Genomic DNA, 23,035 nt, shown 5'->3' with positions numbered 1-23,035 from the left:
GTCCTGTCTCCTGACAGCCATGCAGTCGAGAACGCCGTCCAGGGCAGTGAAGAACCAGGCGCCATCTTCCGCAGGCCTGGTACAGCCGGTGCAAGACCGCCCACGCAGGCCAAGCGGCGCGTGGGCGGGTAACCGGGCTTCAACCGCTGACTACATTCAAGAAGCCATCAGGAACACGCCGTTGCCGGGAGGCAGCGGCGTTCGCATCTGATACCTGGGTACGCCCGCCAGCATCGGCAGGGCACCAGCGATTCCGGAAAACCAGGCGCGAGCCAGGGTTGTCGTCCGGAGACACGACAGGTCGCGAAGAAGACTGCCTTAGCACCTTGAGACTGCCAAGCGGGCATCTGTCACGTTCTGCATGGAGTGTCACATTTTTGGCTTTTGCTTTCGCTTAGAGTCGACGCAGCACTCCAGCCGACAAGGTGCGGATCCCTGATCCAGCGCCTGGCGTTTCCAGCTGTGCCCTGCCTGGCGTGACGATTTCGACCCCGGTTCGCCGCGCGTTGTCTCCTCGACAGCGCACGGCCGCGACGGCTGTCCTCCTCCGTACCTGCCCAAGGCCCGCTCCTGCATGGACAAGTCGCATCACGCTCTACCCGCTGCCACCCAGGTGGCGGACATCGGCTTCGCCCGCTACTGCGCTGCCCTCTGGCGCCATCGCCGCAGCCTGCTCGTCTGCATCGCCTTCTGCACCCTCCTGGGCGTGGCCTATACCCAGCTGGCCGCGCCGCGCTATCAGGCGGTGGCGACGGTGCAGATCGAATACCAGCGCGGCATCGTGCGCCTGGACGAAGCCGACAATGGCCGGCCCATGCCACCGCCGGAAGCCATCACCGAAATGCAGCTGCTCACCTCGCGGCGGGTGGTCGGCGAGGTCGTGGACGCCGAGGGCCTGGACCTGAGCGTCACCCCGCGGCGCCTGCCGCTGCTGGGCGACTGGCTGGCCCGGCGTCACGAAAGAACCGGTGAGGCCGTCGCCCCGCCGCTGTTCGGCCTCAAGCAGTTCGGCTGGGGCGGCGAGCAGCTGACCATCGCCCACCTGAGCGTGCCCGACGCCCTCTATGGCCAGCCGCTCACCCTCACCGCCGAGGCCCCGGATCGCTTCCTGCTGAGCGATGCGCAGGGCAAGCGCCTGCTGGAGGGTCGGCTGGGCGAGCCGGCCAGCGCCGGCGAGCTGCGCCTGGACATCGCCCAGCTGCACGCCTATCCGGGCACCGAATTCATCCTGGTCAAGCAGCGTCGTGGCGTGACCATCCAGGCGCTGCAGGAAAGGCTCATGGTCAGCGAGCGCGGCAAGCGCTCGGGCATCCTCTCGATCCAGCTGCAGGACACCGCTCCGCTCAGGGCGCAACGCATCCTGCGCGGCATCACCGAGGCCTATGTGCGCCAGGACGTGACCCGCAACGCCGATGAATCCACCCAGCAGCTGGCCTTCCTGCGCCAGGAACTGCCGCGGGTGAACCAGCGCCTGACTGCAGGTCGCCAGGCCCTGGACCGCTACCAGCGGCAACGGGGTTCCATCGCCATCGGCGCGGAGGGACGCAGCCTGCTGAGCCAGGCGGTGGAGCTCGACGGCCAGCTATCGGCCCTGGAAATGGAGCGCCTGGGCCTGGCCTTGCGCTTCACGCCCACCCATCCGCTCTACCAGAGCCTGCTGGCGCGGCGCCAGGTGCTCAGCGGCGAGCGTCAGGCCCTGCAGCAGCGCCTGGCCAAGTTGCCCCAGACCCAGCAGGAGGTGCTGCGCCTGCAGCGCGAAGTGGAGGCGGCGGACAAGGTCTATGCGCTGATCAGCAAGCGCATCCAGGAATTGTCGGTGGTGCGCGCCGGCACGGTGAGCGACGTGCGCATCATCGACAGCGCCTACACCCAGATCGCCCCGGTCTATCCCAAGAAGCCCCTGCTGATCCTCAGCGCCCTGCTCTTTGGCTGCCTGGCCGGCGCCGCCTGGGTCTATCTGCGCGCCAGCCTCGAGCGCGGTATCGAAGACGCCGAGGGCCTGGAAGACCTCGGCCTGCCGGTGCTGGCGCAACTGCCGCTGGCACCGAATCGCCAGGTCGGCGGGCCCCTGCAGACCTCGCTGGACAGTGGCTACCAGGAAGCCCTGCGGATCCTGCGCACCAGCCTGGCCTTCGCCCGTACCGAGGCGCGCAACGACCTGCTGCTGATCACCAGTGCCAGCCCCGCCGCCGGCAAGTCGTCGGTGGCTGTGCAACTGGCGCGGGTATTGGCCGAAGGCGGAACTCGGGTGCTGCTGGTGGATGCCGACCTGCGGCGCGGGCGCCTGCACCGGCGCCTGCAGCTGGCCCGTCGCCCGGGCCTCGCCGAGGTGCTGGCGGGGCTGGCGACGCCCGAGCAGGCGATCCAGCCCTCGGCGATACCCGGCCTGGACTGCCTGGTAGGAGGCATCCGTCCGCCGAATCCGGCCGAATTGCTGATGAGTGCGCGCTGTACCGAACTGCTGCGCGGTCTGCAGCAGGACTACGAATTGATCATCCTCGACACCCCGCCGGTGCTGGCGGTGACCGATGCCGTGCTGCTGGCCGCCCAGGCCGGCACCTGCCTGCTGGTGTCGCGCTACGGTTGCAACACCGCCAAGGAAATCGAGGCGACCCAGCGCCAGTTCGCTCACAGCGGTCTGCTGCTGCAGGGTGCGGTGCTCAACGCCGTGCCACCCCCGCCGTTCACCCGTGCCGCCCTGGGCATCCTGACCGGCTGACGCAGTCCCCCTGCCCAGACGCCACCCCGTGCTGGCGCCTGGCCATCCTCTGTCATCAAAGCTCAATACGGAGCCCCTAGGCTGCATCGACCTCCCGAGAACGGATTCGTATCGATGTCGTCCGCTCCCCTGTCCTCCTCGCGTACCTCCTCCCGTCCCAGCCAAGGCTGCGCCCTCGACCTCTGCACCCAGTGGCCCGCGGTCGAGGCCGAGCACACCAACGCCAGGGTCATGGACCTGTTCAACGAACGCCGCGAGATCACCAGTCTCGCGGTGATCGAGCACGACCGTCCGATCGGGCTGATCAACCGCGACATCTTTCTCTCGCAGATGAGCAAGCCGTATCACCGCGAAGTCTACGATCGCAAGAGCTGCATCGCCTTCATGGACAAGGAGCCGCTGGTGGTGGACGCCGCCCTGTCCATCGAGGAGCTGACCCGGCGCACCGTCGAGGTGGGCGAAAAGGCCCTGGCCGACGGGTTCATCGTCACCCGCGAGGGTCGCTTCGTCGGACTCGGCCTGGGCGTGCAACTGATGCGCATGGTCGCGGACCTGCAGGCCGAGAAGAATCGCCAGATCATGCACAGCATCGAATACGCCAGCGTCATCCAGCGCGCCATGCTGCGCAGCTCGCGCGAGGCCCTGGCGGTGATGGAGCAGGACGCCACCCTGGTCTGGCAGCCGCGCGACGTCGTCGGCGGCGACTTCTATCACTTCGCCCAGCACGAGGACGGCTGGTTCGGCGCCATCGCCGACTGCACCGGCCACGGCGTGCCCGGCGCCTTCATGACCCTGATCGCCTCGGCGTCCCTGACCCAGGCCCTGCAACAGCTGGGGCCGCGCGATCCCTCGGCGCTGCTGGCGGCGATCAACGGCAGCGTCAAGGCGATGCTGGGGCAGTCCGGCGGCATCTCCGAATCCAACGACGGCCTGGACCTGGCCTGTTTCTGGGTGGACAGACACAGCCACAGCCTGACCTACGCCGGCGCCCGCATGCCCCTCCACCTCCTGGCGCCCGACGCCGCGGAGGTCCTGACCCTGGCGCCGCTGCGCCTGGGCATCGGCTACGCCGACAGCCCGCTCGACCAGTGCTGGCCGGCCACCACCCTGCCGCTGCAACCGGGCAGCCTGCTGTTCGCCACCACCGATGGCCTGATCGACCAGATCGGCGGTCCGCGGCGCACCTCCTTCGGCAAGCGCCGCGCCCTGGCCCGGCTGAGCGAGTCGCGCATGGCACCCACCGCGGCCTTCTGCGAACAGCTCAGCGCGGACCTCGCGCGCTGGCAGGGCGACGAACTGCGTCGCGACGACCTCACCTTTCTCTGCATCCGCGTGGCCTGACCGACATGACCGCTTCCTTTCCCGCGAACGGCGCCTTTCTCGAAATCGCCCAGCAGCAGCACGTGATCTTCTATCACCGTGGCTATTTCTCCCATGGCATCGTCGCCGCCATGGCCGAGGTGGTGAAGCTGCAACTGGCATTCGAGGGGATCAGCAGCGCCACCCGGCGCAAGCTGTTTTCCTCCTTCATCGAACTGTCACAGAACGTCCTGCACTATTCCGCCGATGCCCTGCCCCCGGACGCCCTGGCGGACGCCAAGCTGGGTCAGGGTTCGGTCTGTATCACCCGCCAGGACGGCAACTACCAGATGCTCTGTGCCAACCCCATCGTCAGCGACAAGGTGGACGCCCTGCGCGCGCGGCTCGAGCCGCTGTGCAGCATGTCCCTGGAGCAGATCAAGCAGGCCTATCGCGAATCCCTGCGCGCCGAGACCCCGGCCGACAGCAAGGGCGCCGGCCTCGGCTTCCTGACCATGGCGCGCGATGCCAGCGCACCCCTGGAATTCGCCTTCCATCCCTCCACGCAGACGCCGGGCACCACCCTGTTCTGCCTGAAAGCCATCATCTGACAGGGACTCCGACCTCGTATGGACACCGTGTTCATCGCGCCCACCGCCACCTCTCCGGAGGTGGACTTCCGTTTCGCCGAGGACGAACTCTGGCTCAAGGGCGAATCCTTTCCGGAAAACGCCGCGGCCTTCTACCTGCCGGTGATCGAGTCGCTGCGGGCCTATCTCGACCAGCGCCAGGACGCCAACATCCGAGTGCACGTGGCCCTGGCCTACTTCAACAGTTCCAGCACCAAGATGCTGTTCACCCTGTTCGACGCCCTGGACCAGGCGGCCCAAGGCGGCAACCAGGTGGAGCTGCACTGGTACTACGATGCCGAGGACGAGACCATCCAGGAATTCGGCGAAGAGCTGCGCCTGGACTTCCAGGCGCTGACGTTCGTCGAGCATCCCGAGCTGCCGGCATGACCGCCAGCGTCAGGCGCTGCAGCCCGGTTGAAGCGGGCCCCGACCTGTTCGAACAGGAAGCCGGGGTGCTGCAGGCGGCGCGCGCCCTCTATGTGGCCGACGCCGCCGATGCCGAGGGCTACCGAGCCGCCCTGGGCGACCTGACGCTGCATTTCGAACGCCTGATGCGCGAGACCCGCCGGCTGATCGCCCGCAGTGATCGCGCCGAACGCGAGATGAACGCCCTCAACCAGCAGTTGCAGACCCTCAGCCAGCAGCTGGAATACCGCGCGACCCACGACGCCCTCACCGGGATGCTCAATCGCGGTGCGGTGATCGACCAGGCCGGCCAGGCGCTGCGACAGCGGGGCGGTGCCATGATCGTGCTGGACATCGATCACTTCAAACGCATCAACGACGACTTCGGCCACCCCGCCGGCGATCGGGTGATCCAGGCCATCGCCCGCTGCCTGCAGGAGCTGGTCCAAGCGCCGGCCATCGTCGGTCGGGTGGGCGGCGAGGAATTCACCGTGCTGCTGCCGACCCTGGCACGGGACGAGGCCCTGGCCATGACCGAACGCCTGCGCCTGCGCATCGCCCGGGAGGCGACCGGCGCGGCGCCGGTGACGGCCAGCTTCGGCCTCAGCCTCAACCAGCCGGGCACCGACTTCGAGCTCGCCTACGGCCTGGCCGACGCGGCTCTCTACCGGGCCAAGCGCGCAGGGCGCAACCAGGTGGTGCTGGCCGACTGATCACCGCGACCTGTCAGCCTTTGCGCCCTTGCTCCGGGCACAAAAAAGCCGCTGTGCCGGAGAGGCGCAGCGGCTTTTTCCTGGCCGTCGCTTAGGACTGCTTCCAGTCCGGATAACGGCGCTGGTCGGCGGCCGGCGGGAAGTACTGGTACAGCCAGGTTTCGCTCAGGGCGCGGTCCTGGGTGCGGATGAAGGCACGCATCTGCACCGGATCGGCCTTGTCGCTGGTGGGGTACCAGTCGAAGATCACTCGGTAGCCGCCGATCTCGTCGATCTTGAGCACGTGGAAATCCTGCACCTTGCCGTCAGTGACGGTCACCACCGGCTCGATGCCGGTCCCCTCGGGCAGGAACGACAGACCGCCGCCGTTGAAATCGATGGCGAAGCGCCGCGCCCAGACCTTGGGCCAGTGTTCACCGGGCGCCCAGCCCTCGGGGAAGCCGCCGATCCCGGAGCGGGTGGCGTTGACCCGCGCCAGCGGCGTGCTCACCGGTGGCAGCGCACTCCAGTGCAGCTTGTAGCCATAGTGCAGCGACTTGCCGGCGGTGATGGTCTCGGCCGGCGCCCAGAAGGCCACGATGTTGTCCAGGGTCTCGCCGGTGGTGGGGATCTCCAGCAACTGGATGGCACCCTCGCCCCAGGCGGAGGTGGGCTCCACCCACAGGCTCGGCCGGCGATCGTAGCGGACCATGACGTCCTGGTAGCTCTCGAATTCGTGATCGGTCTGCACCAGGCCGAAGCCCTTGGGACTGTCGTCCTTGAAGGCGTTGAACTGCAGCTTGGGCGGATTGTTCAGCGGGCGGCAGATCCACTCGCCGTTGCCCTTCCACATGGCCAGGCGGTCGGAGTCGTGGATCTGCGGGTGGTAGGTGTTGCAGGTCTGGCGCTCGTGGGTGCCGCAGCCGAACATGCTGGTCATGGGCGCGATGCCCAGTTGCTTGATGTCGCGGCGGGCGTTGACGTTGGCGTCCACGTCCATCACCACCCGGTCGTTCAGGCAATCGATGTCGAAGCGATAGGCCCCGGTGGCACTGGGCGAATCCAGCAGCGCATAGACCACGAAGCGGGTGCTGTTCTTGTTCGGGGTGACGAACCAGAACTTGGTGAAGTCGGGGAATTCCTCGGGCCGATCGGCATAGGTGTCGATGGCCAGGCCGCGGGCCGAAAGGCCGTACTGGCGGGTCTTGTCGACGGCGCGGAAGTAGCTGGCGCCGAGGAAGGAGACGATGTCGTACTGGGCCAGGTGCGGCGCCTTGAACAGCTTGAAGCCGGCAAAGCCCAGGTCGCCCTTGAGCTGGCTCTTGTCGACGCCGCTGTCGTTGTAGTTGAACAGCTCGGGGCGGAAGTGGACTTCCTTGGCCTCGTTGGTCTTGGCGTCCACCGAATACATCCGTACCGGCGTCTTGAAGCCCATGCCGACGTGGAAGAACTGGATGTCCAGCTGGCCCTTGAGGTCGTGCCAGAGCGAATGCTGGGCATCGTAGCCGATGGCATTGAACTGCTGGGGCGTCATGTTCGCCAGGGTATCGGGCAATTTCTGGGCGGTGGGCTGGTAGGCCTGGCCGGCCAGCTCCTTGGCGTGCTGCTTGAGCCAGTCGAAATCGAAGGCCTGGCCATCGCCATTGGCCGGATTGGCGAAGGCCTGGAGGGCGAACAGCCCGGTGGAGGGAATGCCAGTGTAGGCCGCCAGGGCCAGGGACGCTTTGAGCAGGTGTCTACGCTGCATGGATCAACCTTGGTCACTAAGGATGAAAGATTCGGCCCAGCCGAACCGCCAGAAAGGAAAAAGAATGCACGATACCCGGATAGGTTCGCCATCGCACCGGTGAACTGCAGCCTAGCGCACGCTCTGGCCTGCCAGAGGGGTTACCAAAGCTTTCCGGATCACACTTCGGGTTGCCGGACGCGGTGGAATGCGCATCATCGACATGCCTCTCGCGCGCCCCTGGAGACCGCTCATGGTCAATGCCGCCATCGCCTTCGGGCAACCCAGCCCCATACTGCGCATCTTCGATGACGAAAAGGCACGTGAATTCTACTGCCACTTCCTGGGTTTACACCTGGTCTGGGAACATCGTTTCGAGCCCGGCCTGCCGCTGTACGCCGAGGTCGAGCGCGCCGGCCTGCGCCTGCACCTCTCCGGTCACCACGGCGACGCCTGCCCGGGCTCCACAGTCTTCGTCCGCATGACCGGCATCCGCGCCTTCCAGGCCGAGTTGCTGGCCAGGAACCAGGGCTTCGCCCGCCCGGGCATCGAGGCATTGCCCTGGGGCCTGGTGATGGAGATCGCCGATCCATTCGGTAACAGGCTGAGGTTTTGCGAGGAGACGCCGGAGGCCTAAGCAACGGCTGTACGGTGATCGCGGCCATGGGCTGCTCCTACAGGCTCGATGATGGAGATGATCGCCTGCGCGGATGGCTCCCTCTCCCCTCGGGAGAGGGTTGGGGTGAGGGCGCCCTCGCCACGAAGTCCCCAGTGGAAAAGGCTGCGCCGTTTTCCACGCTACGGCTCTACAACGGGTGCACCCCTATAACGGCTAAGACAGTTGCTCCTACAGGCTCGATGTAATCGTAGGAGCGGCCCATAGCCGCGATCAACAAAACACCGGAGTGCCATAGGATAAGTTGCATCGGCGGGCGGCCATGACCGCGATAGCCTTCAAGCCGGCGCAGGTTCGCCCGTGGGCACCGCACCCTCCTCCACCTGCCACCAGCTCGGCAACAGCGCCCTGACCTCGGGCTGGGTGAATCTGTCGTCGATAAGATAGAGGCAGCCGCGATCCTGCACGGTGCGGATCACCCGGCCGGCGGCCTGAATGACCTTTTGCAGGCCCGGATAGAGGTAGGCGTAGCGATAGCCGTCACCGAAACGCCGCTGCAGGCGCTGGCGCAGCTGTTCGTTGACCGGATTGAGCTGAGGCAGGCCCAGGGTGGCGACGAAGGCGCCGATCAGCCGGTCGCCGGGCAGGTCGATGCCCTCGCCAAAACTGCCGCCGAGCACGGCGAAACCGATGCCGCGGCCGTCGGCCTGGAAGCGCTCGAGAAAGGCCTGGCGCGCGGCCTCGTCCATGCCGCGGGACTGGCGCCATTGGGGCACGTAGGGCGCCCGCTCGGCGAGGGCCTCGGCTACCTGGTCGAGGTAATCGAAGCTGCTGAAGAAGGCCAGGTAGTTGCCCGGTCGCTGGCGATAGCGACTGGCGATCAGGGCGGCGATGGGGGCGCGGGAGGCGGCGCGGTCGGCATAGCGGGTGGAGAGCCGCATCAGGCGCACGTCCAACTGCTCGGCGGCGAAGGGCGAGGCCACGTCGACCCAGGCACTGCCGGCCGGGACCCCGAGCAGGTCGCGATGGAAATGCGCCGGCGTCAGGGTGGCCGAGAACAGGGTGCAGCTGTGCGCCGCCGCCAGTCGCGGACCGACGAAGGGCGCCGGCACCAGGTTGCGCAGGTTGAGTTGCGACTGCGCCTTGCCGCGGCCCTTAAGCAGGGTGACGTCGAACAGCGAGTGATCGCCAAAGGTCTCGCCCAGGCGCATGAACTGCAGCAGGTCGAAGAACAGCGTCTGCAGCTCCGGCGCCGGTGGCTGCCCGGATTCGCCGAAATGCTCGGTGAGCAGGCCCACCACCCGTTGCAGGGCGGTCAGGAAGGCGGCGGGCAATTCCGGCTGCACCTGGTAGTCGACCTGCTGTTCCTTGTGCAGGCGATTCCATTCGCGGTTGAGCGCCTGCAGGCCCTTGGCGATGGCCGGTGGCGCCACGCTCTTGCCGGCCGCCAGGCGGCGCTGGTCGAGACTGGCGCTGTACATGCCGCGGGCGCGGTCGAGCAGGTTGTGGGCTTCGTCCACCAGCACCCCGACCCGCCACTCCTGGGTCTGGGCCAGGGCATGGAGCATGGCGCTGCCGTCGAAGTAGTAGTTGTAGTCGCCCACCACCACGTCGCTCCAACGCGCCAGTTCCTGGGCCAGATAGTAGGGGCAGACCTCATGGGCCAGGGCCGTCTCCCGCACCCGCGCCCGGGTCAGCTGCCTGGGTTCGGCCAGGGCCGCGGCGCGCGCGGCCGGCAGCCGGTCATAGAAGCCCCGGGCCAGCGGACAGGAGTCGCCATGGCAGGCCAGCTCCGGGTGCTCGCAGGCCTTGTCCCGCGCCACCAGCTCCAGCACCCGCACCGGTGCGGCCAGGGACTCCAGGCCATGCAGGGCCAGGGCGCGGCCAGGGGTCTTGGCGGCCAGGAAGAACAGCCGGTCCAGGTTCTGCCGCGGCATGGCCTTGAGTAGCGGGAACAGGGTGCCGACCGTCTTGCCGATACCGGTGGGCGCCTGGGCCAGCAGGCAGCAGCCGACGCTGGCGGCCTTGTAGACGGCTTCCGCCAGGGGCCGCTGGCCGTGGCGGAAGTCGGGATGGGGAAAGGCCAGGGTCGCCAGCGCCGTGTCGCGCGCGGCGCGATGGGCCAGTTCCTGGCGCGCCCAGGCGAGAAAGCGCGAACACTGCAGCTCGAAATGCGCGGCCAGGTCCGCGGCCGTCCACTGCTCGCTGAAGACGGTCTCGGCACCGGTGCCGATGTCGAAATAGACCAGCGCCAGGGTCAGCTCCGGCAGCGCGCGGCTCTGGCAGAGCAGATGGCCATAGACCTTGGCCTGGGCCCAGTGCAGGTGGCGATGGTTGCCCGGCTGGCGTTCCAGGCTGCCCCTGTGGGTCTTGATCTCCTCCAGGCGCCGGGCCGCGGCATCGAAGCCGTCGGCGCGACCACGCACCTGCAGATCCTCGAAATCGCCCTGCAGGCTGACCTCGCACTCATAGCCTGGACCGCGCCGCGCCGCCACCCGCTGGTGGCCCTCGATGCCTTCCAGGGCGGTGGGCGACGGGGTGAACCTGAGATCCAGGTCGCCAGCCTTGGCGGTAAATTCGCAGAGGGCGCGAACGGCGATGCGATAGCTCATGCGGAGGTCGCGGCCACCTGCCACTGCACGTGGCAGACGCTGACCGGGATGTCATGGGCGGCGAAGAAGTCCAGCCAGCGGCGCTGGTTGTCCTGCAGACGGTCGCCCGGGCCCTTGACCTCGATCATCCGGTAGCGGCCTTCCGCAGGCCAGAACTGGATCAGGTCGGGCAAGCCGGTGCGATTGTTTTCCGGATCTTCCAGCAGCCGCTCGAAGCACAGCCGCAAATGACGCGCCGGCAGGCAGGCCAGCGCCTGGTCGAGCAAGTCGCTGCTGAGGATGCCCCAGGCGACGAAGGGTGAGGCCAGGCCGCGCTTGCTGGCGAAGCGTTCGCGAATCACCGCCGCATGGGAGCCGTCGTCCAACCGCGCCAGGCAGGCGGCGAAGGCCTCGGCCCGCCGCTCGCGAAAGCCCGGCAGGCGCAGATCGGCGGGCTCGCGCTGGTAGGGGTGGAAGAAGGCGCCGGGGATGGCCAGGAAGATGGCGTCCCAGCACAGCAGCCCGAACAGGCTGGTGAGCAGGGTGTTTTCCACGTAGTGCACCGGTGCCTCGTCGCGGCCCAGGTGCTCGCGCACCAGCCACTCGACCCGGCGCAGGCCGTCGTTGACCAATTCGAAATCGAGTCGCTCCACCGGACTGGCCGCACGGCGCCTGTTGGGCGGCCCGCCCTGCTTGCGCACCAGCCGCGGCAGGATGCGCGCTACCTGCTGGCGCTCGGCGTCATGGGCCGGCGCGGCGACGATGGCTTCCGCCAGTGCCTGGGCGGCGGGCCAGTCCTCCAGACGTTCGAGCATGCGCAGGGCGCGGATGCGCGATTCGGGGTGCGCCGAGGCGGCGTAGAGCGCCTGCGCCTGGGCCAGTTCGCCGAGGCGTTCGTGGTGCTGCGCCAGTTCGTGGAGCAGCTTGCCGCGGCGCAACTCCAGCCAGGTGTTGGCGAAGCGTTCGGCGGGCAGCAACGGCAGCAGTTCGGCGGCCGGCAGCCCGTCGCGTAGCGCCTGCCGGCAGCGCTGGATGTGCAGATAGGCATCTACCTCCTGGCGCTGACCGAAGGCACGGGATTCGGTGCTGAAGGCCACCGTCTCGTACTGGAAGATACCCAGGTCGGCCAGCACGAAGTCGGTCCAGTCCTGGTGCAGGTTGCCAAAGAACAGCAGACGCAGGCGATCGCAGAGATCCATCAGCGTCAGCCGCCAGACGCCCTCCTCCACCAGCGCGGGCACGGTTCCGGCCCAGCCGCTGAACGCCAGGGGCGTGGCCTGTTCGGCTTCCAGGCGGGCCAGCCAGTCTTCCTTGCGCCCGGCTTTGGGCAGGCGGGCGCCGAAACAGCCGAGCAGCTCTTCCTTGCGCAGCAAGGCGAAGAGTTCGATCAGGTGCAATTCCGGATCGGCCAGCAGCCAGCCGAGACCCACCAGGGGGGTGGCCGCGGCGCGGGGGCAGCCGATCTCGCCATAGACCAGCTTGCTGGCGCGGAACACCTCGCCCTTGCGCATCACCAGGCGCACCAGCAGTGCCCGCGAAGGCTGCGGCAGGTCAGCGAAGGCGGCGATGAAGGCCTGCTCGCGGTCGTCGAGCAGGTCGGGATAGCGCAGGGCGACCCAGTCCAGTACCCGCTGGAAGTTGTGCAGATAGTAGAAGGGGTCTTCGAGCGGAGCTTTCATGCGAAACGGACGAATGAGGTGGCGGCTGGCTATTTATCCAGCCCCGACCGGAGCGGGCAACCCCGATGCGATATGCGGTCATCCCGCCGGGGTCATGGCGCTTCTTTCGGTTGAAGATCCCGACCGCTAGTCATACGATGACTGACAAAGACCACCACAATGACAAGTCCAGGAGTCTGAGCGTGAAGATCAAACGGATCAAAGTCACCCCCATCGCCTTTCGCGATGCCCCGCTTCTCAATGCCAGCGGCATCCACGAACCCTATGCGCTGAGATCCATCATCGAGGTGGAAGGCGACAACGGCCACATCGGTCTCGGCGAGAGCTATGGCGACGCCCCGGTGCTGGCGGTACTCAAGGCCATGGAAAGCAGCCTGGTCGGCCTCTCCGCCTGGGACCTCAATGGCCTGCGTGCCCGGGTGGTGACGACCGTCGCCAGCCTCGCCGGTGGCGTGGTGGCCGGTGCCGAGCTGGCGCCCGGCTCCCATCCGAGCAAGCAAGTGGCCAACGCCTATTCCGCCTTCGAAGTGGCCTTCCTCGACCTGCAGGCACGCTCCCTGGGCATTCCCCTGGTCGAGCTGCTGGGCGGTGCGGTCCGCCGCGAGGTACCCTTCAGCGCCTACCTGTTCCTCAAGTACGCCGAGCACATCGATGCGCCCTACAAGCCCGATCGCTGGGGCGAAGCCATCAGCCCGGAGCAGGTGGTGGCCCAGGCGGCACGGATGATCGAGGAGAACGGCTTCCAGAGCATCAAGCTCAAGGCGGGTACCCTGCTTGGCCCGGATCACGAAGCGGCCTGTATCAAGGCGCTGCGCCAGGCCTTTCCCGCGGCACCGCTGCGTATCGATCCCAACGGCAACTGGTCGCTGGAGACGTCCCTGCGCATCGCCGAGGTGCTGGCGGACGATCTGCAGTACTACGAGGACCCGACCCCGGGCCTGGAAGGCATGGCCGAACTGCACCGGCGCACCGGCATACCCCTGGCCACCAACATGGTGGTCACCGACTTCGACGAATTCCGTCGCAGCGTGGCCCAGAACAGCGTGCAGATCGTGCTCGCCGACCACCACTACTGGGGCGGCCTCAGGGACACCCAGATCCTCGCGCGGATGTGCGACACCTTCGGCCTGGGCGTCTCCATGCACTCCAACTCGCACCTGGGCATCAGCCTCATGGCCATGACCCACGTGGCCGCCGCGGTACCCAACCTGGCCTATGCCTGCGACACCCACTATCCCTGGCAGGAAGAGGACGAAGAGGTCATCCAGGGCGGCAAGCTGCCGATCCGCAATGGCTGCGTGGCGATCAGCGAGGCCCCCGGCCTGGGCGTGGAGCTGGATCAGGACCAGCTCGCCAAGCTGCACGAGCAATTTCTCGCCATCGACATCCGCAGCCGCGACGACGTGCGCCAGATGCGCAAGTACCAGCCGGACTGGGAAACCCGCAAGCCGCGTTTCTAGGTCTTCGCCCCCTGCTCCCACGCCCCTGACGACCGGCCTTGCCGCCGGCCGTCAACGGCTCCGCTTCCCGGCGGCGCGGCTGTACAATCCCCTCCGCACAAGGGTGCTCAAGAACAACGAGAAAGTACGCACAGGGAATTGGGGGACGATGTTGAACGCACCACGCCTCACCGCACTCATGCTCGGCCTGGGACTGGCGGTCAGCGCCACCCTCGCCCCGGCGCAGAACCAGGATCCGGCTCGCGCCTATGTCGACGCCCTGCTGGCGAAGATGACCCTGGAAGAGAAGATCGGCCAGCTCAACCTGGTGAGCGTCGGGCCGGACTATCCCAAGGAAGCCATCATGGCGGACATCCGCGCCGGCAAGGTGGGCGCCATGTTCAACACCGTGACCCGCCCCGACATCCGCCAGATGCAGGACCAGGTCGTGCACAGCCGGCTGAAGATCCCGCTGTTCTATGCCTATGACGTCATCCACGGCATGCGCACCATCTTCCCCATCAACCTGGGCCTGGCCAGCACCTGGAATCTCGACGCCATCGCCACCAGCGGGCGCATCTCCGCCCTGGAAGCGACGGCCGATGGCCTCGACCTGACCTTTTCCCCCACCGTCGACGTCACCCGCGAACCCCGCTGGGGCCGTGCCTCGGAAACCTTTGGCGAAGACACCTGGCTGACCTCGCGCATCGGCGCCACCCTGGTGCACGCCTACCAGGGCGACGACCTGCGCGCCCCCGACAGCCTGATGGCCAGCATCAAGCACTTCGGCGGCTATGGCGCCGTGGAAGCCGGGCGTGACTACAGCAACGTCGACATGAGTCCGCAACGGCTCATGCAGGACTACCTGCCGCCCTATCGCGCCGCTGCCGAAGCCGGAGCCGGCGCGGTGATGGTGGCCCTGAACAGCATCAATGGCGTTCCGGCCACGGCCAATCGCTGGCTGCTGCAGGACCTCTTGCGCAAGGACTGGAACTACAAGGGCCTGTTGATCAGCGATCACGGCGCCATCAACGAACTGGTGCTGCACGGCGTGGCCAAGGATACCCGCGACGCCGCCGAGCAGGCGCTCAAGGCCGGCGTCGAGCTGAACATGCACGACGACGTCTATGGCAAGCAGCTGCCCGCCCTGCTGGCCGCCGGCAAGGTGACCCAGCCCGAGATCGATCAGGCCGTGCGCGACATGCTCCTGACCAAGTACCACCTGGGCCTGTTCGACGATCCCTATCGTCGCCTGCAGGGCCAGGATCCGGTCGACACCAACGCCGAATCGCGCCTGCACCGCGCCGAGGCGCGCCAGGTGGCCCGCGAGAGCCTGGTGCTGCTGAAGAACGAGAAGGCCGTCCTGCCGCTGCGCAAGGGCGCCACCCTGGCGGTGGTCGGTCCGCTGGCCGACAGCCCGCGCGACGTCATGGGCAACTGGTCCGCCGCCGGCGTGGCCGCCCAGGCCGTGTCCATCCGCCGCGGCCTGGAAAACGCCGTGGCCGGCCAGGGCAAGGTGCTCTATGCCAAGGGCGCCAACCTGCTGGACGACCGCGATGTGCTGGCCTACCTCAACTCCTATGAACCGGCGGTCGCGGTGGATCCGCGCAGTGCCAGCGAACTGATCGCCGAAGCCGTCGCCACCGCGCGCCAGGCCGAGGTGGTGGTGGCCGTGGTCGGCGAATCCCAGGGCATGGCCCACGAGGCCTCCAGCCGCGCCCGGATCAGCGTGCCCGACACCCAGCGCGAGCTGATCAAGGCGCTCAAGGCCACCGGCAAGCCGCTGGTGCTGGTGCTGATGAGCGGCCGCCCGCTGGCGCTGGAATGGGAACAGGAGCAGGCCAATGCGCTGCTGGAAGCCTGGTTCCCCGGCACCGAAGGCGGCAACGCCGTGGCCGACGTGCTGTTTGGCGACCACAACCCCTCCGGCAAGCTGACCATGACCTTTCCCCGCGAAGTGGGCCAGGTGCCGCTGTACTACAACCACCTGAGCAGCGGTCGCCCCTTCGATGCGGCCAAGCCGAACAAGTACACCTCGCGCTACTTCGACATCGTCAACGGTCCGCTCTACCCCTTCGGTTACGGCCTGAGCTACACCACCTTCGAAGTCTCGGCGCCGCAGCTGTCCAGCGCCACCCTGAAGAAAGGCGATACCCTCACCGCCCGGGTCACGGTCAGGAACACCGGCAGCCGCGCCGGCGCCACCGTGGTGCAGCTCTATCTGCACGACGTGACCGCCTCCCTGGCGCGACCGGTCAAGGAGCTCAAGGGCTTCCAGAAGGTCATGCTGCAACCGGGTGAGAGCCGCGAGCTGGACTTCCCCATCACCGAGGCGGACCTGCGCTTCTACAACAACGACCTCAAGCTGGTCTCGGAACCGGGCGAATTCAAGGTGATGGTCGGCCTGGATTCGGAGCGGGTGCGCGAGGGGAGTTTCACACTGCTCTAAAGGGGGTGAGGGACCGGATGCGCGCCTAGAATCCGTCCCGTTGGGCTTCGCTGGCGCTCGACCCAACCTACACGGACCCCGTAGGTTGGGTTGAGGCGGCTCCATCGCCGAAGCCCAACGAATCGGGCCAGGCCTCGTACCTGCTGCTTATTGTTGAAGGTGTGATCGCAGCCACTGCGGTATAACGGTCGGTCAATGAAGAATCTCGCCAGCCTCAACGCCATCATGTCGCGCCTGCACGCCAAGCAGTTGCGCCTGCTCATCGCCCTGGCGGAAAAGGGTTCGCTGCTCAACGCCGCGGAAGGCCTGGGGCTCACGCAGCCGGGCGCCAGCAAGGCGCTCAAGGAGCTGGAGTCCACCCTCGGGGTGGAATTGTTCCTGCGCACCAATCGCGGCCTGCTGCCGACCCCGGCGGGTACCTGCGCGATTCGTTTCGCGCGGCTGATCCAGGCCGACCTGGACAACCTGCGCCATGAGCTGCACGCCATCGCCAGCGGCTCGGGCGGCAAGCTGGCCATCGGCACCATCATGGGCGCCGTCCCCCTGCTCACCCATGCCCTCTCGCGGCTGCTGGAATTGCAGCCGCGGCTGTCGATCGAGGTGGTGGAAGACACCAGCACGACCCTGCTCGGCCTGGTCGACCAGGGACGACTGGACGCCGCCATCTGTCGCCTGTCGGTGAGCGAGCGACCGGAAAGCTACGATGCCCTGGTCATCAAGGAAGAGGCCCTCGCGGTCATCGCCCACGCCTCCCATCCGGCCGCCCGGCGCGAGCGGGTCGAGCTGCAGGATCTCTCGGACAGTCGCTGGGTGGTCTATCAGGCCAACATGCCCATGAGACGTACCCTGGAACACGAATTCTTCGAGGCGCAGCTGCCCTTTCCCCTGCACCTGATCGAGACCACCTCGGCGCTGACCACCCTGTCGCTGCTGAGCCGCAATCCCCGCCTGGTGGCGCTGGTGTCGGTCGAGGTGGCGGACTACGTCTGCCAGCACGGCCTGGTCAGTCGCCTGCCGCTGCAGCTCAGGTCCCATAGCGAACCCTATGAGCTGGTTTCGCGGCGCAGCGCCCAGCAGAACCCGGCGTTCGCGCTGCTGGTGGAATCGCTCTACGCCATCCAGCAGGAGGACTGAGCGGCCCCGCACTCCCGTTCAGGACGTGCGACTCGTCTCCGCAGCCTCCGCTCGGGCCGCCGTCGCTGCCGCGGCGATGGCATCGCCAGCGTGCTCGGCGCAGCAGTCCTCCTGCCAGCGATAGCGCCGCGTCAGCTGCCCGATGCCCGGATTGAAGGCGTTGGTCGGATCGAGCTGGCGATAGTGCCGCTCCAGCTCGGGTGCCGCGGCGTAGAGGTGACCGACATTGTGCTCGGCGGGATAACGGGCGCCGCGGGCCTCCAGCAGGGCCAGCAGGCGACGCTTGAGCGCCGCACAGTCGCGGCCCTTCTTCACCAGGTATTCCTGGTGCAGCACGTGGCAGAAGAAGTGCCCGCAATACATGGTCACCTCGACCTGCTCCGCCAGTTCCGGCGGCAGGGTCTCGAACCAGTCCTGGGTGTTGCGCGGCAGCGCGATGTCCAGGGCGAGGATGTCTTCCACGCTGTCCCGGTGCACCGCCCGGTAGCGATTCATGGCATTGCCGACCGCGAAGCGATTGAGGAAGGCGGCGTTGCCCTCCTCCGCGTCGCACTCGATGAAATCCGCATCGGCGCTGGGCAGCCAGGACTGCAGGTAGGCGCGGGCCTCGTCGATGCCGTCTTCGCCCATCTTGAGCAGCAGGTGATGCTCGAAGCGCTCGGCGAAGGCGTTGAGGCGCGCCGGCAGGTGTTCGGGCAGTGGCGCCGCCAGGCGTTGCAGCAGGCGATCGCCGAGCTGGGCACCCAGCCCCAGGCGTTCGCTCAGGGCATCGAAGCGGGTCTTCCAGGCGAAGGCCTGGGGCACCCGCTGCGCGCCACAGCGCTGGATGAAGAGGAACAGGTCCTTGCCGTAGGTACGGCTGAGCGCATAGGCCGTGCGATGCATGTATTCGCCCGCGATGGGCAACTGGGCGAAATTGACCAGGATATGCCGGCGAATGGCTTCCAGGTCAGCCGCTCGGTTGGAGCCGATGTAGAACACCCGGGTGTTGCGATCGGCCGCAAAGGTATCCAGGCGCAGGGCGAACACGGCGATCTTGCCCGCCGAGCCCGACGCCTCGTACAGCCGCCGCGGATCGGCGTTGTAGCGAGCCGGAGTGGCCGCGTGCACGTCGCGGACATGGCGGGCGTATTCGCGATCGGAGGCCATGGCGCCGACCGGGTCCTGCACGGCGCTGTCGTCGAAGCGGCCCTCGTCGAGCCGGCCGAGGATTTCCTCGGGCGTGTCGCCCAAGGCCAGGCCCAGATGATTGACCAGTTGCAGGTGCCCGGCCTCGTCGATGCGGGCGAACAGCGACAGCTGGGTAAAGGCCGGTCCACGGCGGATCAGCGAGCCGCCGGAGTTGTTGCAGACGCCACCGGTGATGGAGGCGCCGATGCAGGTCGAGCCGATCACCGAATGCGGCTCCCGCCCCAGGGGTTTCAGCGTCGTCTCCAACTGGCTCAGGGTCACCCCCGGCTGGGACAGCACCTGCTCGCCCTGGCGCAACAGGGACAGGCGGGTCAGGCGCAGGGTGTTGATCAGCACCACCGGCCGGTCGTAGCCCTCGGCGACCGGGGTGGAGCCGCCGGTCAGGCCGGTGTTGGCCGCCTGGCAAATGATGATGGTCCCGGCGCCGTGGCAGCGCTGCAGCACGCGCCACATCTCCAGCAGGCTGCCGGGCTGCACCACGGCGAGCACCGCTCCGCCGCCATAGCGGATCCCCAGGCGGAAGCGCCGGGTCGCGGCGTCCCCCTGCAGGACATGGCGACGCCCGACGATGGTTTGCAACTCGCTGACCAGATCCATGACGCCCTCTTCACTGGCAAAGACAGCGGAAGCGAACGGCGGTCGCTCCCGATCGAAAACGCGCGGCTATCCCGGCATGGCTACTCGGCCAGCAGCCCGGTAGTCGACTGCGCGGGCCGTCGTGTCACCCACAGCATCAGCGCCGCGCACACCAGCAGGCAACCCCCGAGCAGCATCAGGCCCCCTTGCGCCGACCCGAACAGGGTGGTCAGCAGCCCTAGCAGATAGGGTCCGGCGAAGCCGCCCAGGTTGCCGAAGGAGTTGATGATGGCGATGCCGGCCGCGGCGGCGGCACCCTGCAGGAAGGCCCCCGGCAGCCCCCAGAACAGCGCGATGGCGCTCAGGCTGCCACCCACGGCGAAGGCGACACCCAGGATCATCAGCAGGAGGTGCTGGGGGAAGGCCGCGCAGAGGATCAGGCCGATCCCGGCCAGCACCGACATCAGGGCGCCATAGGCACGCTGGTTGCCTGTGCGCTGGGCCTGACGGGTGATCCAGACCATGGTCAGCGCCCCGAACACATAGGGGATGGCGGTGATGAGGCCGATGTCCAGGACCGACGCCACGCCGGCATTCCTGATGATGGTCGGCACCCAGAAGTTGATGCCGTAGTTGCCCAGCATCAGCAGGACGTAGATGCCGGTCAGCAGCCAGATGATGGGCAGGGCATACAGGCGCCTGAGGGCGATGCGGGGTTTTTCCGCGGCCTCCACGGCGAGGCGCCGGGTGAGTTCGGCCTTTTCCTGATCGTTCAGCCATTTGGCGTCCTGGATGCCGTTGTCCAGCAGGCACAGCACCACCACCCCAACCAGCACGGCCGGCACGGCCTCGATGACGAACATCCATTGCCAGCCCGCCAACAGGCTGCTGGCGCCCATGTAGTACATGATGGCGCCGCTGAGCGGACCGCCGAAGATGAAGGACACCGGGTTGCCGAGGATGACGATGGCCATCATGCGGCTGTGCAGCGCCGAAGGAAACCAGTAGGTCAGGTAGAGGATGACCCCGGGAAAGAAGCCCGCCTCGCAGACGCCGAGCAGGAACCTCAGACCGTAGAAGGTCAGCTCGTGGCTGATGCCCAGCAGCTGGGCGATGGGCCCGGTGAAGGCCATCAGCGAAGAGACCAGGCCCCAGGTGATCATGATGCGCGCGATCCAGAGCTTGGCGCCGACGCGATGCAGCATCAGGTTGCTGGGGACCTCGAAGATGAAGTAGCCGATGAAGAAGATGCCGGCGCCGAGGCCATAGGCCGCATCGGACATGCCGAGGTCACTGAGCATGGCCAGCTTGGCGAAGCCGACGTTGACCCGATCGAGATAGGCGATGATGTAGCCGAGCAGCAGCAGGGGCAACACCCGCCAGGCGACCTTGCGATAGAGCGGATCGAACTGCACCGGGGATGCGGCGGTACTGGGATGAGCCATGATGTTTCGCGTCCTTTAATTGTTGTGATTGCCGCGCGAGGGTCTTGCAGAACAGCCGTCGGTCATCCGCAGCCCATTGCCCGCCCGGAACGGAATCGAGGCGCGCGGCGGGACGACGGACGACACTGCAGCGGAGGGACTCTCCGCCCCCGGCTGCTGGGCCTCAGAACGAGGCCTGGATCAGTTGGGCATAGTCCTCGGCCGTGGCTTCCCGAGGATTGGTCCTGTGACTGTGATCGGCCAGGGCCCCGGTGACGATGCGCGGAATGAGCGCCTTATCGACGCCCATCTGCGCCAGGCCCGTCGGCAGGCGCAGGGCCTCGGCCTTGTGCGCCAGCGCCTGCTCCACCGACAGCTGCGCGGGCAGCTGCATGGACTGGGCGAGCCGTTCGAGTTTTTCCTCGCGGACCACCGACTCCGCCCCCCGGTTGAAGGCGACCACCGCCGGCAGCAGCACCGCGTTGAGGGTGCCATGGTGCAGGCGCGGATCGATGCCGCCCAGCGAGTGACTCAGGCTGTGCACGCAGCCCAGTCCCTTCTGGAAGGCCAGCGCCCCCTGCAGCGAGGCGCTGAGCATCTGGGTACGGGCTTCCAGATTGCCCGGCTCGTTGAACGCCAGCTCCAGATGGCGCCAGGCCCGGCGCAGGCCGTCCAGCGCGATACCCTCGGCCGGGGGATTGAAGCCGGGCGCGAGAAAGGTCTCGATGCAGTGGGCCACCGCGTCCATGCCCGTGGCGGCGGTCAGGTGCGGCGGCAGGCTGAGCGTCAGCAGCGGATCGCAGATGGCCACCCGCGGGATGACGTGGGGCGAGAGGATGCCGACCTTGCGGCCATCATCGAGAATGATGATGGCACCGCGTCCCACCTCGCTGCCGGTACCGGCCGTGGTCGGAATGGCCACGATGGGCACCGTCGCCGCGGTAATCCGCGTCAGGCCGCCTTCGATGACGGCGAACTGCTTCAGCGGTCCCGGATGGCGCGCGGACACGGCAATCGCCTTGGCCAGGTCGATGGGCGACCCGCCGCCGACGGCGATGATGCCGTCGCATTCCGCTTCCCGGAAGCAGGCGACGCCCTCGCGGGTGGCAGCCTCGGTGGGATTGGCCGGGGTGGCGTCGAACACCTGGTAGGCGGCCAGGGGATTGAGCTCCATCAGCTGCTCGATGAGACCGGCTGCCACCACGCCCCGATCGGTGACGATCAGTGGCCGCTGGAAGCCCAGCCGGGCGTTGACGTCGGCCAGCTCGGCAGCACAGCCGGCGCCGAAGCGGATCTCCGTTACATAGTTGATTATCGCCATGACTCGTCCTGTTATTCTTGAAATTGATAGACGGCTCGACTATAGCGACAGGCTTCCGCTCTAAATACTGAGAGGTAGCGATAGCGGTATAACCTGGAGGCAACCCCAGCATGTCCAGGTAACATCGGCCTGTGATTGCCTTCCCGCCTGGACACCCTACCAACAGCGGTGGACGCGCCCCGATCTCGCGGGCGCTGCCGCTTCCTTCGGAGTCACGATGCCCACCCTCACCCTGGCCGCCGCGCAATCCGTTTCGCTCGCCGGTGACCTCGCCGCCAACCTGCGCAGTCATCTGGACTTCATCGCCGCGGCTGCCAACGCCGGGGTGGAGCTCCTGCTGTTTCCGGAACTGTCCCTGACCGGCTATGAACCGACCCTGGCGGCGGCGCTGACGCTGGAGGGTGCCGATGCCCGCCTGCGGCCCCTGCGCGAGGCCTGCCGCGTGGCCGGGCTCACGGCCGTGGTCGGGGCGCCGGTCCAGGGTCCGACGGGGCTGCAGATCGGTGCGCTGATCCTCGGCGCCGAGGGCAGCTGTCGCGTCCATACCAAGGAATACCTGCATCCGGGCGAGGCGCCGCCCTTCGTCCCCGGCAACGGCGGTGCGCTACTGGAGTTGCCGGGCCTGCGGGCCGCGCTGGCCATCTGCGCCGACAGCAACCACCCGGCGCATGCCGAGGCCGCCCGTGCCCGGGGCGCCGACCTCTACCTGGCCTCGGCGGTCATCGGCCCGACCGGCTACCCCGCCGACAGCGCCCGGTTGGCCGGCCATGCCCGGCGCCTGGGCATGCCGGTACTCATGGCCAACCACGGCGCGCCCACCGGCGGCTATGCCTGCGTGGGTCGCAGTGCCTTCTGGCAGGCCGATGGCCAGTGCCTGGTCGCGGCGCCAGGAGACGGCCCGTGCCTGGTCATTGTCCGGCGGGTCGCCGATGACTGGCAGGGCGAAATACGCGCCTTGCGATCCTGATGGCTGCATGGCGCAGTCCTCTGACTGAAAAGCGGCTAGCAGGTCACGCCACGACCGGAATGGCGATTTGATATCTCGCCCCTTCTGCGACTAAAGGTCACACCTCGCACGCCGATAAGGCTCTGACATCCTCGTCCAGAACACCGCCAAGGATGCCTTTCGCAGCGTGAAAGAC

General features: G+C 67.5%; 16 protein-coding genes. 10 read left to right on the top strand and 6 right to left on the bottom strand.

Annotated features, from left to right (window positions below; all coding sequences use genetic code 11):
• Positions 1-574 precede the first annotated feature (574 nt).
• From QE393_RS03100 to QE393_RS03080, 5 genes are all read left to right on the top strand, one after another.
• Positions 575-2,719 (top strand): polysaccharide biosynthesis tyrosine autokinase, encoded by a 2,145-nt coding sequence (locus QE393_RS03100; protein ID WP_310042054.1) that lies wholly within the window; start codon positions 575-577, stop codon positions 2,717-2,719.
• 114 nt (positions 2,720-2,833) lie between these two features.
• The gene (locus QE393_RS03095; RefSeq protein ID WP_273808652.1) at positions 2,834-4,060 is read left to right on the top strand and encodes a SpoIIE family protein phosphatase; all 1,227 of its coding nucleotides are present in this window, start codon (positions 2,834-2,836) and stop codon (positions 4,058-4,060) included.
• Between the two features lie 5 nt (positions 4,061-4,065).
• Positions 4,066-4,629 (top strand): SiaB family protein kinase, encoded by a 564-nt coding sequence (locus QE393_RS03090; RefSeq protein WP_273808651.1) that lies wholly within the window; start codon positions 4,066-4,068, stop codon positions 4,627-4,629.
• An 18-nt stretch (positions 4,630-4,647) separates the two neighbouring features.
• Entirely contained in the window at positions 4,648-5,037 is a 390-nt protein-coding gene (locus QE393_RS03085) for a DUF1987 domain-containing protein (RefSeq protein WP_273808649.1), read from the top strand.
• Positions 5,034-5,768 (top strand): GGDEF domain-containing protein, encoded by a 735-nt coding sequence (locus tag QE393_RS03080; RefSeq protein ID WP_273808647.1) that lies wholly within the window; start codon positions 5,034-5,036, stop codon positions 5,766-5,768. The genes QE393_RS03085 and QE393_RS03080 overlap by 4 nt, the downstream gene beginning before the upstream one ends.
• A 91-nt stretch (positions 5,769-5,859) precedes the next feature.
• Here the strand turns inward: QE393_RS03080 and QE393_RS03075 are convergent, their stop codons facing one another.
• Entirely contained in the window at positions 5,860-7,494 is a 1,635-nt protein-coding gene (locus QE393_RS03075; protein WP_273808646.1) for a glucan biosynthesis protein D, read from the bottom strand.
• A 232-nt stretch (positions 7,495-7,726) separates the two neighbouring features.
• Between QE393_RS03075 and QE393_RS03070 the strand changes: the two genes are divergently transcribed.
• The gene (locus tag QE393_RS03070) at positions 7,727-8,110 is read left to right on the top strand and encodes a glyoxalase superfamily protein (RefSeq protein WP_310042051.1); all 384 of its coding nucleotides are present in this window, start codon (positions 7,727-7,729) and stop codon (positions 8,108-8,110) included.
• 317 nt (positions 8,111-8,427) lie between these two features.
• Here the strand turns inward: QE393_RS03070 and QE393_RS03065 are convergent, their stop codons facing one another.
• Both QE393_RS03065 and QE393_RS03060 read right to left on the bottom strand, forming a co-directional pair.
• On the bottom strand, positions 8,428-10,701 hold the full coding sequence (locus tag QE393_RS03065; RefSeq protein WP_310042050.1) for an ATP-dependent DNA helicase: 2,274 nt from the start codon (positions 10,699-10,701) through the stop codon (positions 8,428-8,430).
• Entirely contained in the window at positions 10,698-12,359 is a 1,662-nt protein-coding gene (locus QE393_RS03060) for a VRR-NUC domain-containing protein (RefSeq protein ID WP_310042048.1), read from the bottom strand. The genes QE393_RS03065 and QE393_RS03060 overlap by 4 nt, the downstream gene beginning before the upstream one ends.
• 182 nt (positions 12,360-12,541) lie before the next feature.
• On the opposite strand from QE393_RS03060, the gene QE393_RS03055 reads away from it, so the two are divergent.
• The 3 genes from QE393_RS03055 (at position 12,542) to QE393_RS03045 (ending at position 17,381) form a co-directional block, all read left to right on the top strand.
• Positions 12,542-13,819 (top strand): glucarate dehydratase family protein, encoded by a 1,278-nt coding sequence (locus QE393_RS03055; protein WP_273808641.1) that lies wholly within the window; start codon positions 12,542-12,544, stop codon positions 13,817-13,819.
• Positions 13,820-13,967: 148 nt separating this feature from the next.
• Entirely contained in the window at positions 13,968-16,247 is a 2,280-nt protein-coding gene (gene bglX, locus QE393_RS03050; RefSeq protein ID WP_310042046.1) for a beta-glucosidase BglX, read from the top strand.
• Positions 16,248-16,442: 195 nt separating this feature from the next.
• A complete protein-coding gene (locus QE393_RS03045) occupies positions 16,443-17,381 on the top strand; it encodes a LysR family transcriptional regulator (RefSeq protein WP_273808638.1) in 939 nt (312 codons plus the stop codon).
• 18 nt (positions 17,382-17,399) lie between these two features.
• Here QE393_RS03045 and dld read toward each other — a convergent pair whose 3' ends face one another.
• The 3 genes from dld to QE393_RS03030 all read right to left on the bottom strand — a co-directional run bounded on the left by dld (position 17,400) and on the right by QE393_RS03030 (position 21,893).
• On the bottom strand, positions 17,400-19,169 hold the full coding sequence (gene dld, locus QE393_RS03040) for a D-lactate dehydrogenase (RefSeq protein ID WP_273808637.1): 1,770 nt from the start codon (positions 19,167-19,169) through the stop codon (positions 17,400-17,402).
• 80 nt (positions 19,170-19,249) lie between these two features.
• Complete coding sequence (locus tag QE393_RS03035) at positions 19,250-20,593, bottom strand: MFS transporter (protein WP_273808636.1); 1,344 nt, start codon at positions 20,591-20,593, stop codon at positions 19,250-19,252.
• A gap of 163 nt (positions 20,594-20,756) precedes the next feature.
• Positions 20,757-21,893 (bottom strand): iron-containing alcohol dehydrogenase, encoded by a 1,137-nt coding sequence (locus QE393_RS03030; RefSeq protein WP_273808634.1) that lies wholly within the window; start codon positions 21,891-21,893, stop codon positions 20,757-20,759.
• Between the two features lie 217 nt (positions 21,894-22,110).
• Between QE393_RS03030 and QE393_RS03025 the strand changes: the two genes are divergently transcribed.
• On the top strand, positions 22,111-22,860 hold the full coding sequence (locus tag QE393_RS03025; protein ID WP_310042044.1) for a carbon-nitrogen hydrolase family protein: 750 nt from the start codon (positions 22,111-22,113) through the stop codon (positions 22,858-22,860).
• Positions 22,861-23,035 lie beyond the last annotated feature (175 nt).

It is taken from the genome of Pseudomonas sp. SORGH_AS_0211, assembly GCF_031453455.1.
GTDB classification, from domain to species: Bacteria; Pseudomonadota; Gammaproteobacteria; order Pseudomonadales; family Pseudomonadaceae; genus Chryseomonas; species Chryseomonas aestiva.
This window is presented reverse-complemented; position numbering and strand designations above follow the sequence as displayed.

Bases quoted from the DNA above. Each gene is read 5' to 3' on its own strand.
- dld (WP_273808637.1), bottom strand. From the start codon at position 19,169: ATGGATCTGGTCAGCGAGTTGCAAACCATCGTCGGGCGTCGCCATGTC.
- QE393_RS03075 (WP_273808646.1), bottom strand. From the start codon at position 7,494: ATGCAGCGTAGACACCTGCTCAAAGCGTCCCTGGCCCTGGCGGCCTAC.
- QE393_RS03065 (WP_310042050.1), bottom strand. From the start codon at position 10,701: ATGAGCTATCGCATCGCCGTTCGCGCCCTCTGCGAATTTACCGCCAAG.
- bglX (WP_310042046.1), top strand. From the start codon at position 13,968: ATGTTGAACGCACCACGCCTCACCGCACTCATGCTCGGCCTGGGACTG.
- QE393_RS03060 (WP_310042048.1), bottom strand. From the start codon at position 12,359: ATGAAAGCTCCGCTCGAAGACCCCTTCTACTATCTGCACAACTTCCAG.
- QE393_RS03030 (WP_273808634.1), bottom strand. From the start codon at position 21,893: ATGGCGATAATCAACTATGTAACGGAGATCCGCTTCGGCGCCGGCTGT.
- QE393_RS03090 (WP_273808651.1), top strand. From the start codon at position 4,066: ATGACCGCTTCCTTTCCCGCGAACGGCGCCTTTCTCGAAATCGCCCAG.
- QE393_RS03035 (WP_273808636.1), bottom strand. From the start codon at position 20,593: ATGGCTCATCCCAGTACCGCCGCATCCCCGGTGCAGTTCGATCCGCTC.
- QE393_RS03085 (WP_273808649.1), top strand. From the start codon at position 4,648: ATGGACACCGTGTTCATCGCGCCCACCGCCACCTCTCCGGAGGTGGAC.
- QE393_RS03100 (WP_310042054.1), top strand. From the start codon at position 575: ATGGACAAGTCGCATCACGCTCTACCCGCTGCCACCCAGGTGGCGGAC.
- QE393_RS03095 (WP_273808652.1), top strand. From the start codon at position 2,834: ATGTCGTCCGCTCCCCTGTCCTCCTCGCGTACCTCCTCCCGTCCCAGC.
- QE393_RS03045 (WP_273808638.1), top strand. From the start codon at position 16,443: ATGAAGAATCTCGCCAGCCTCAACGCCATCATGTCGCGCCTGCACGCC.
- QE393_RS03070 (WP_310042051.1), top strand. From the start codon at position 7,727: ATGGTCAATGCCGCCATCGCCTTCGGGCAACCCAGCCCCATACTGCGC.
- QE393_RS03025 (WP_310042044.1), top strand. From the start codon at position 22,111: ATGCCCACCCTCACCCTGGCCGCCGCGCAATCCGTTTCGCTCGCCGGT.
- QE393_RS03080 (WP_273808647.1), top strand. From the start codon at position 5,034: ATGACCGCCAGCGTCAGGCGCTGCAGCCCGGTTGAAGCGGGCCCCGAC.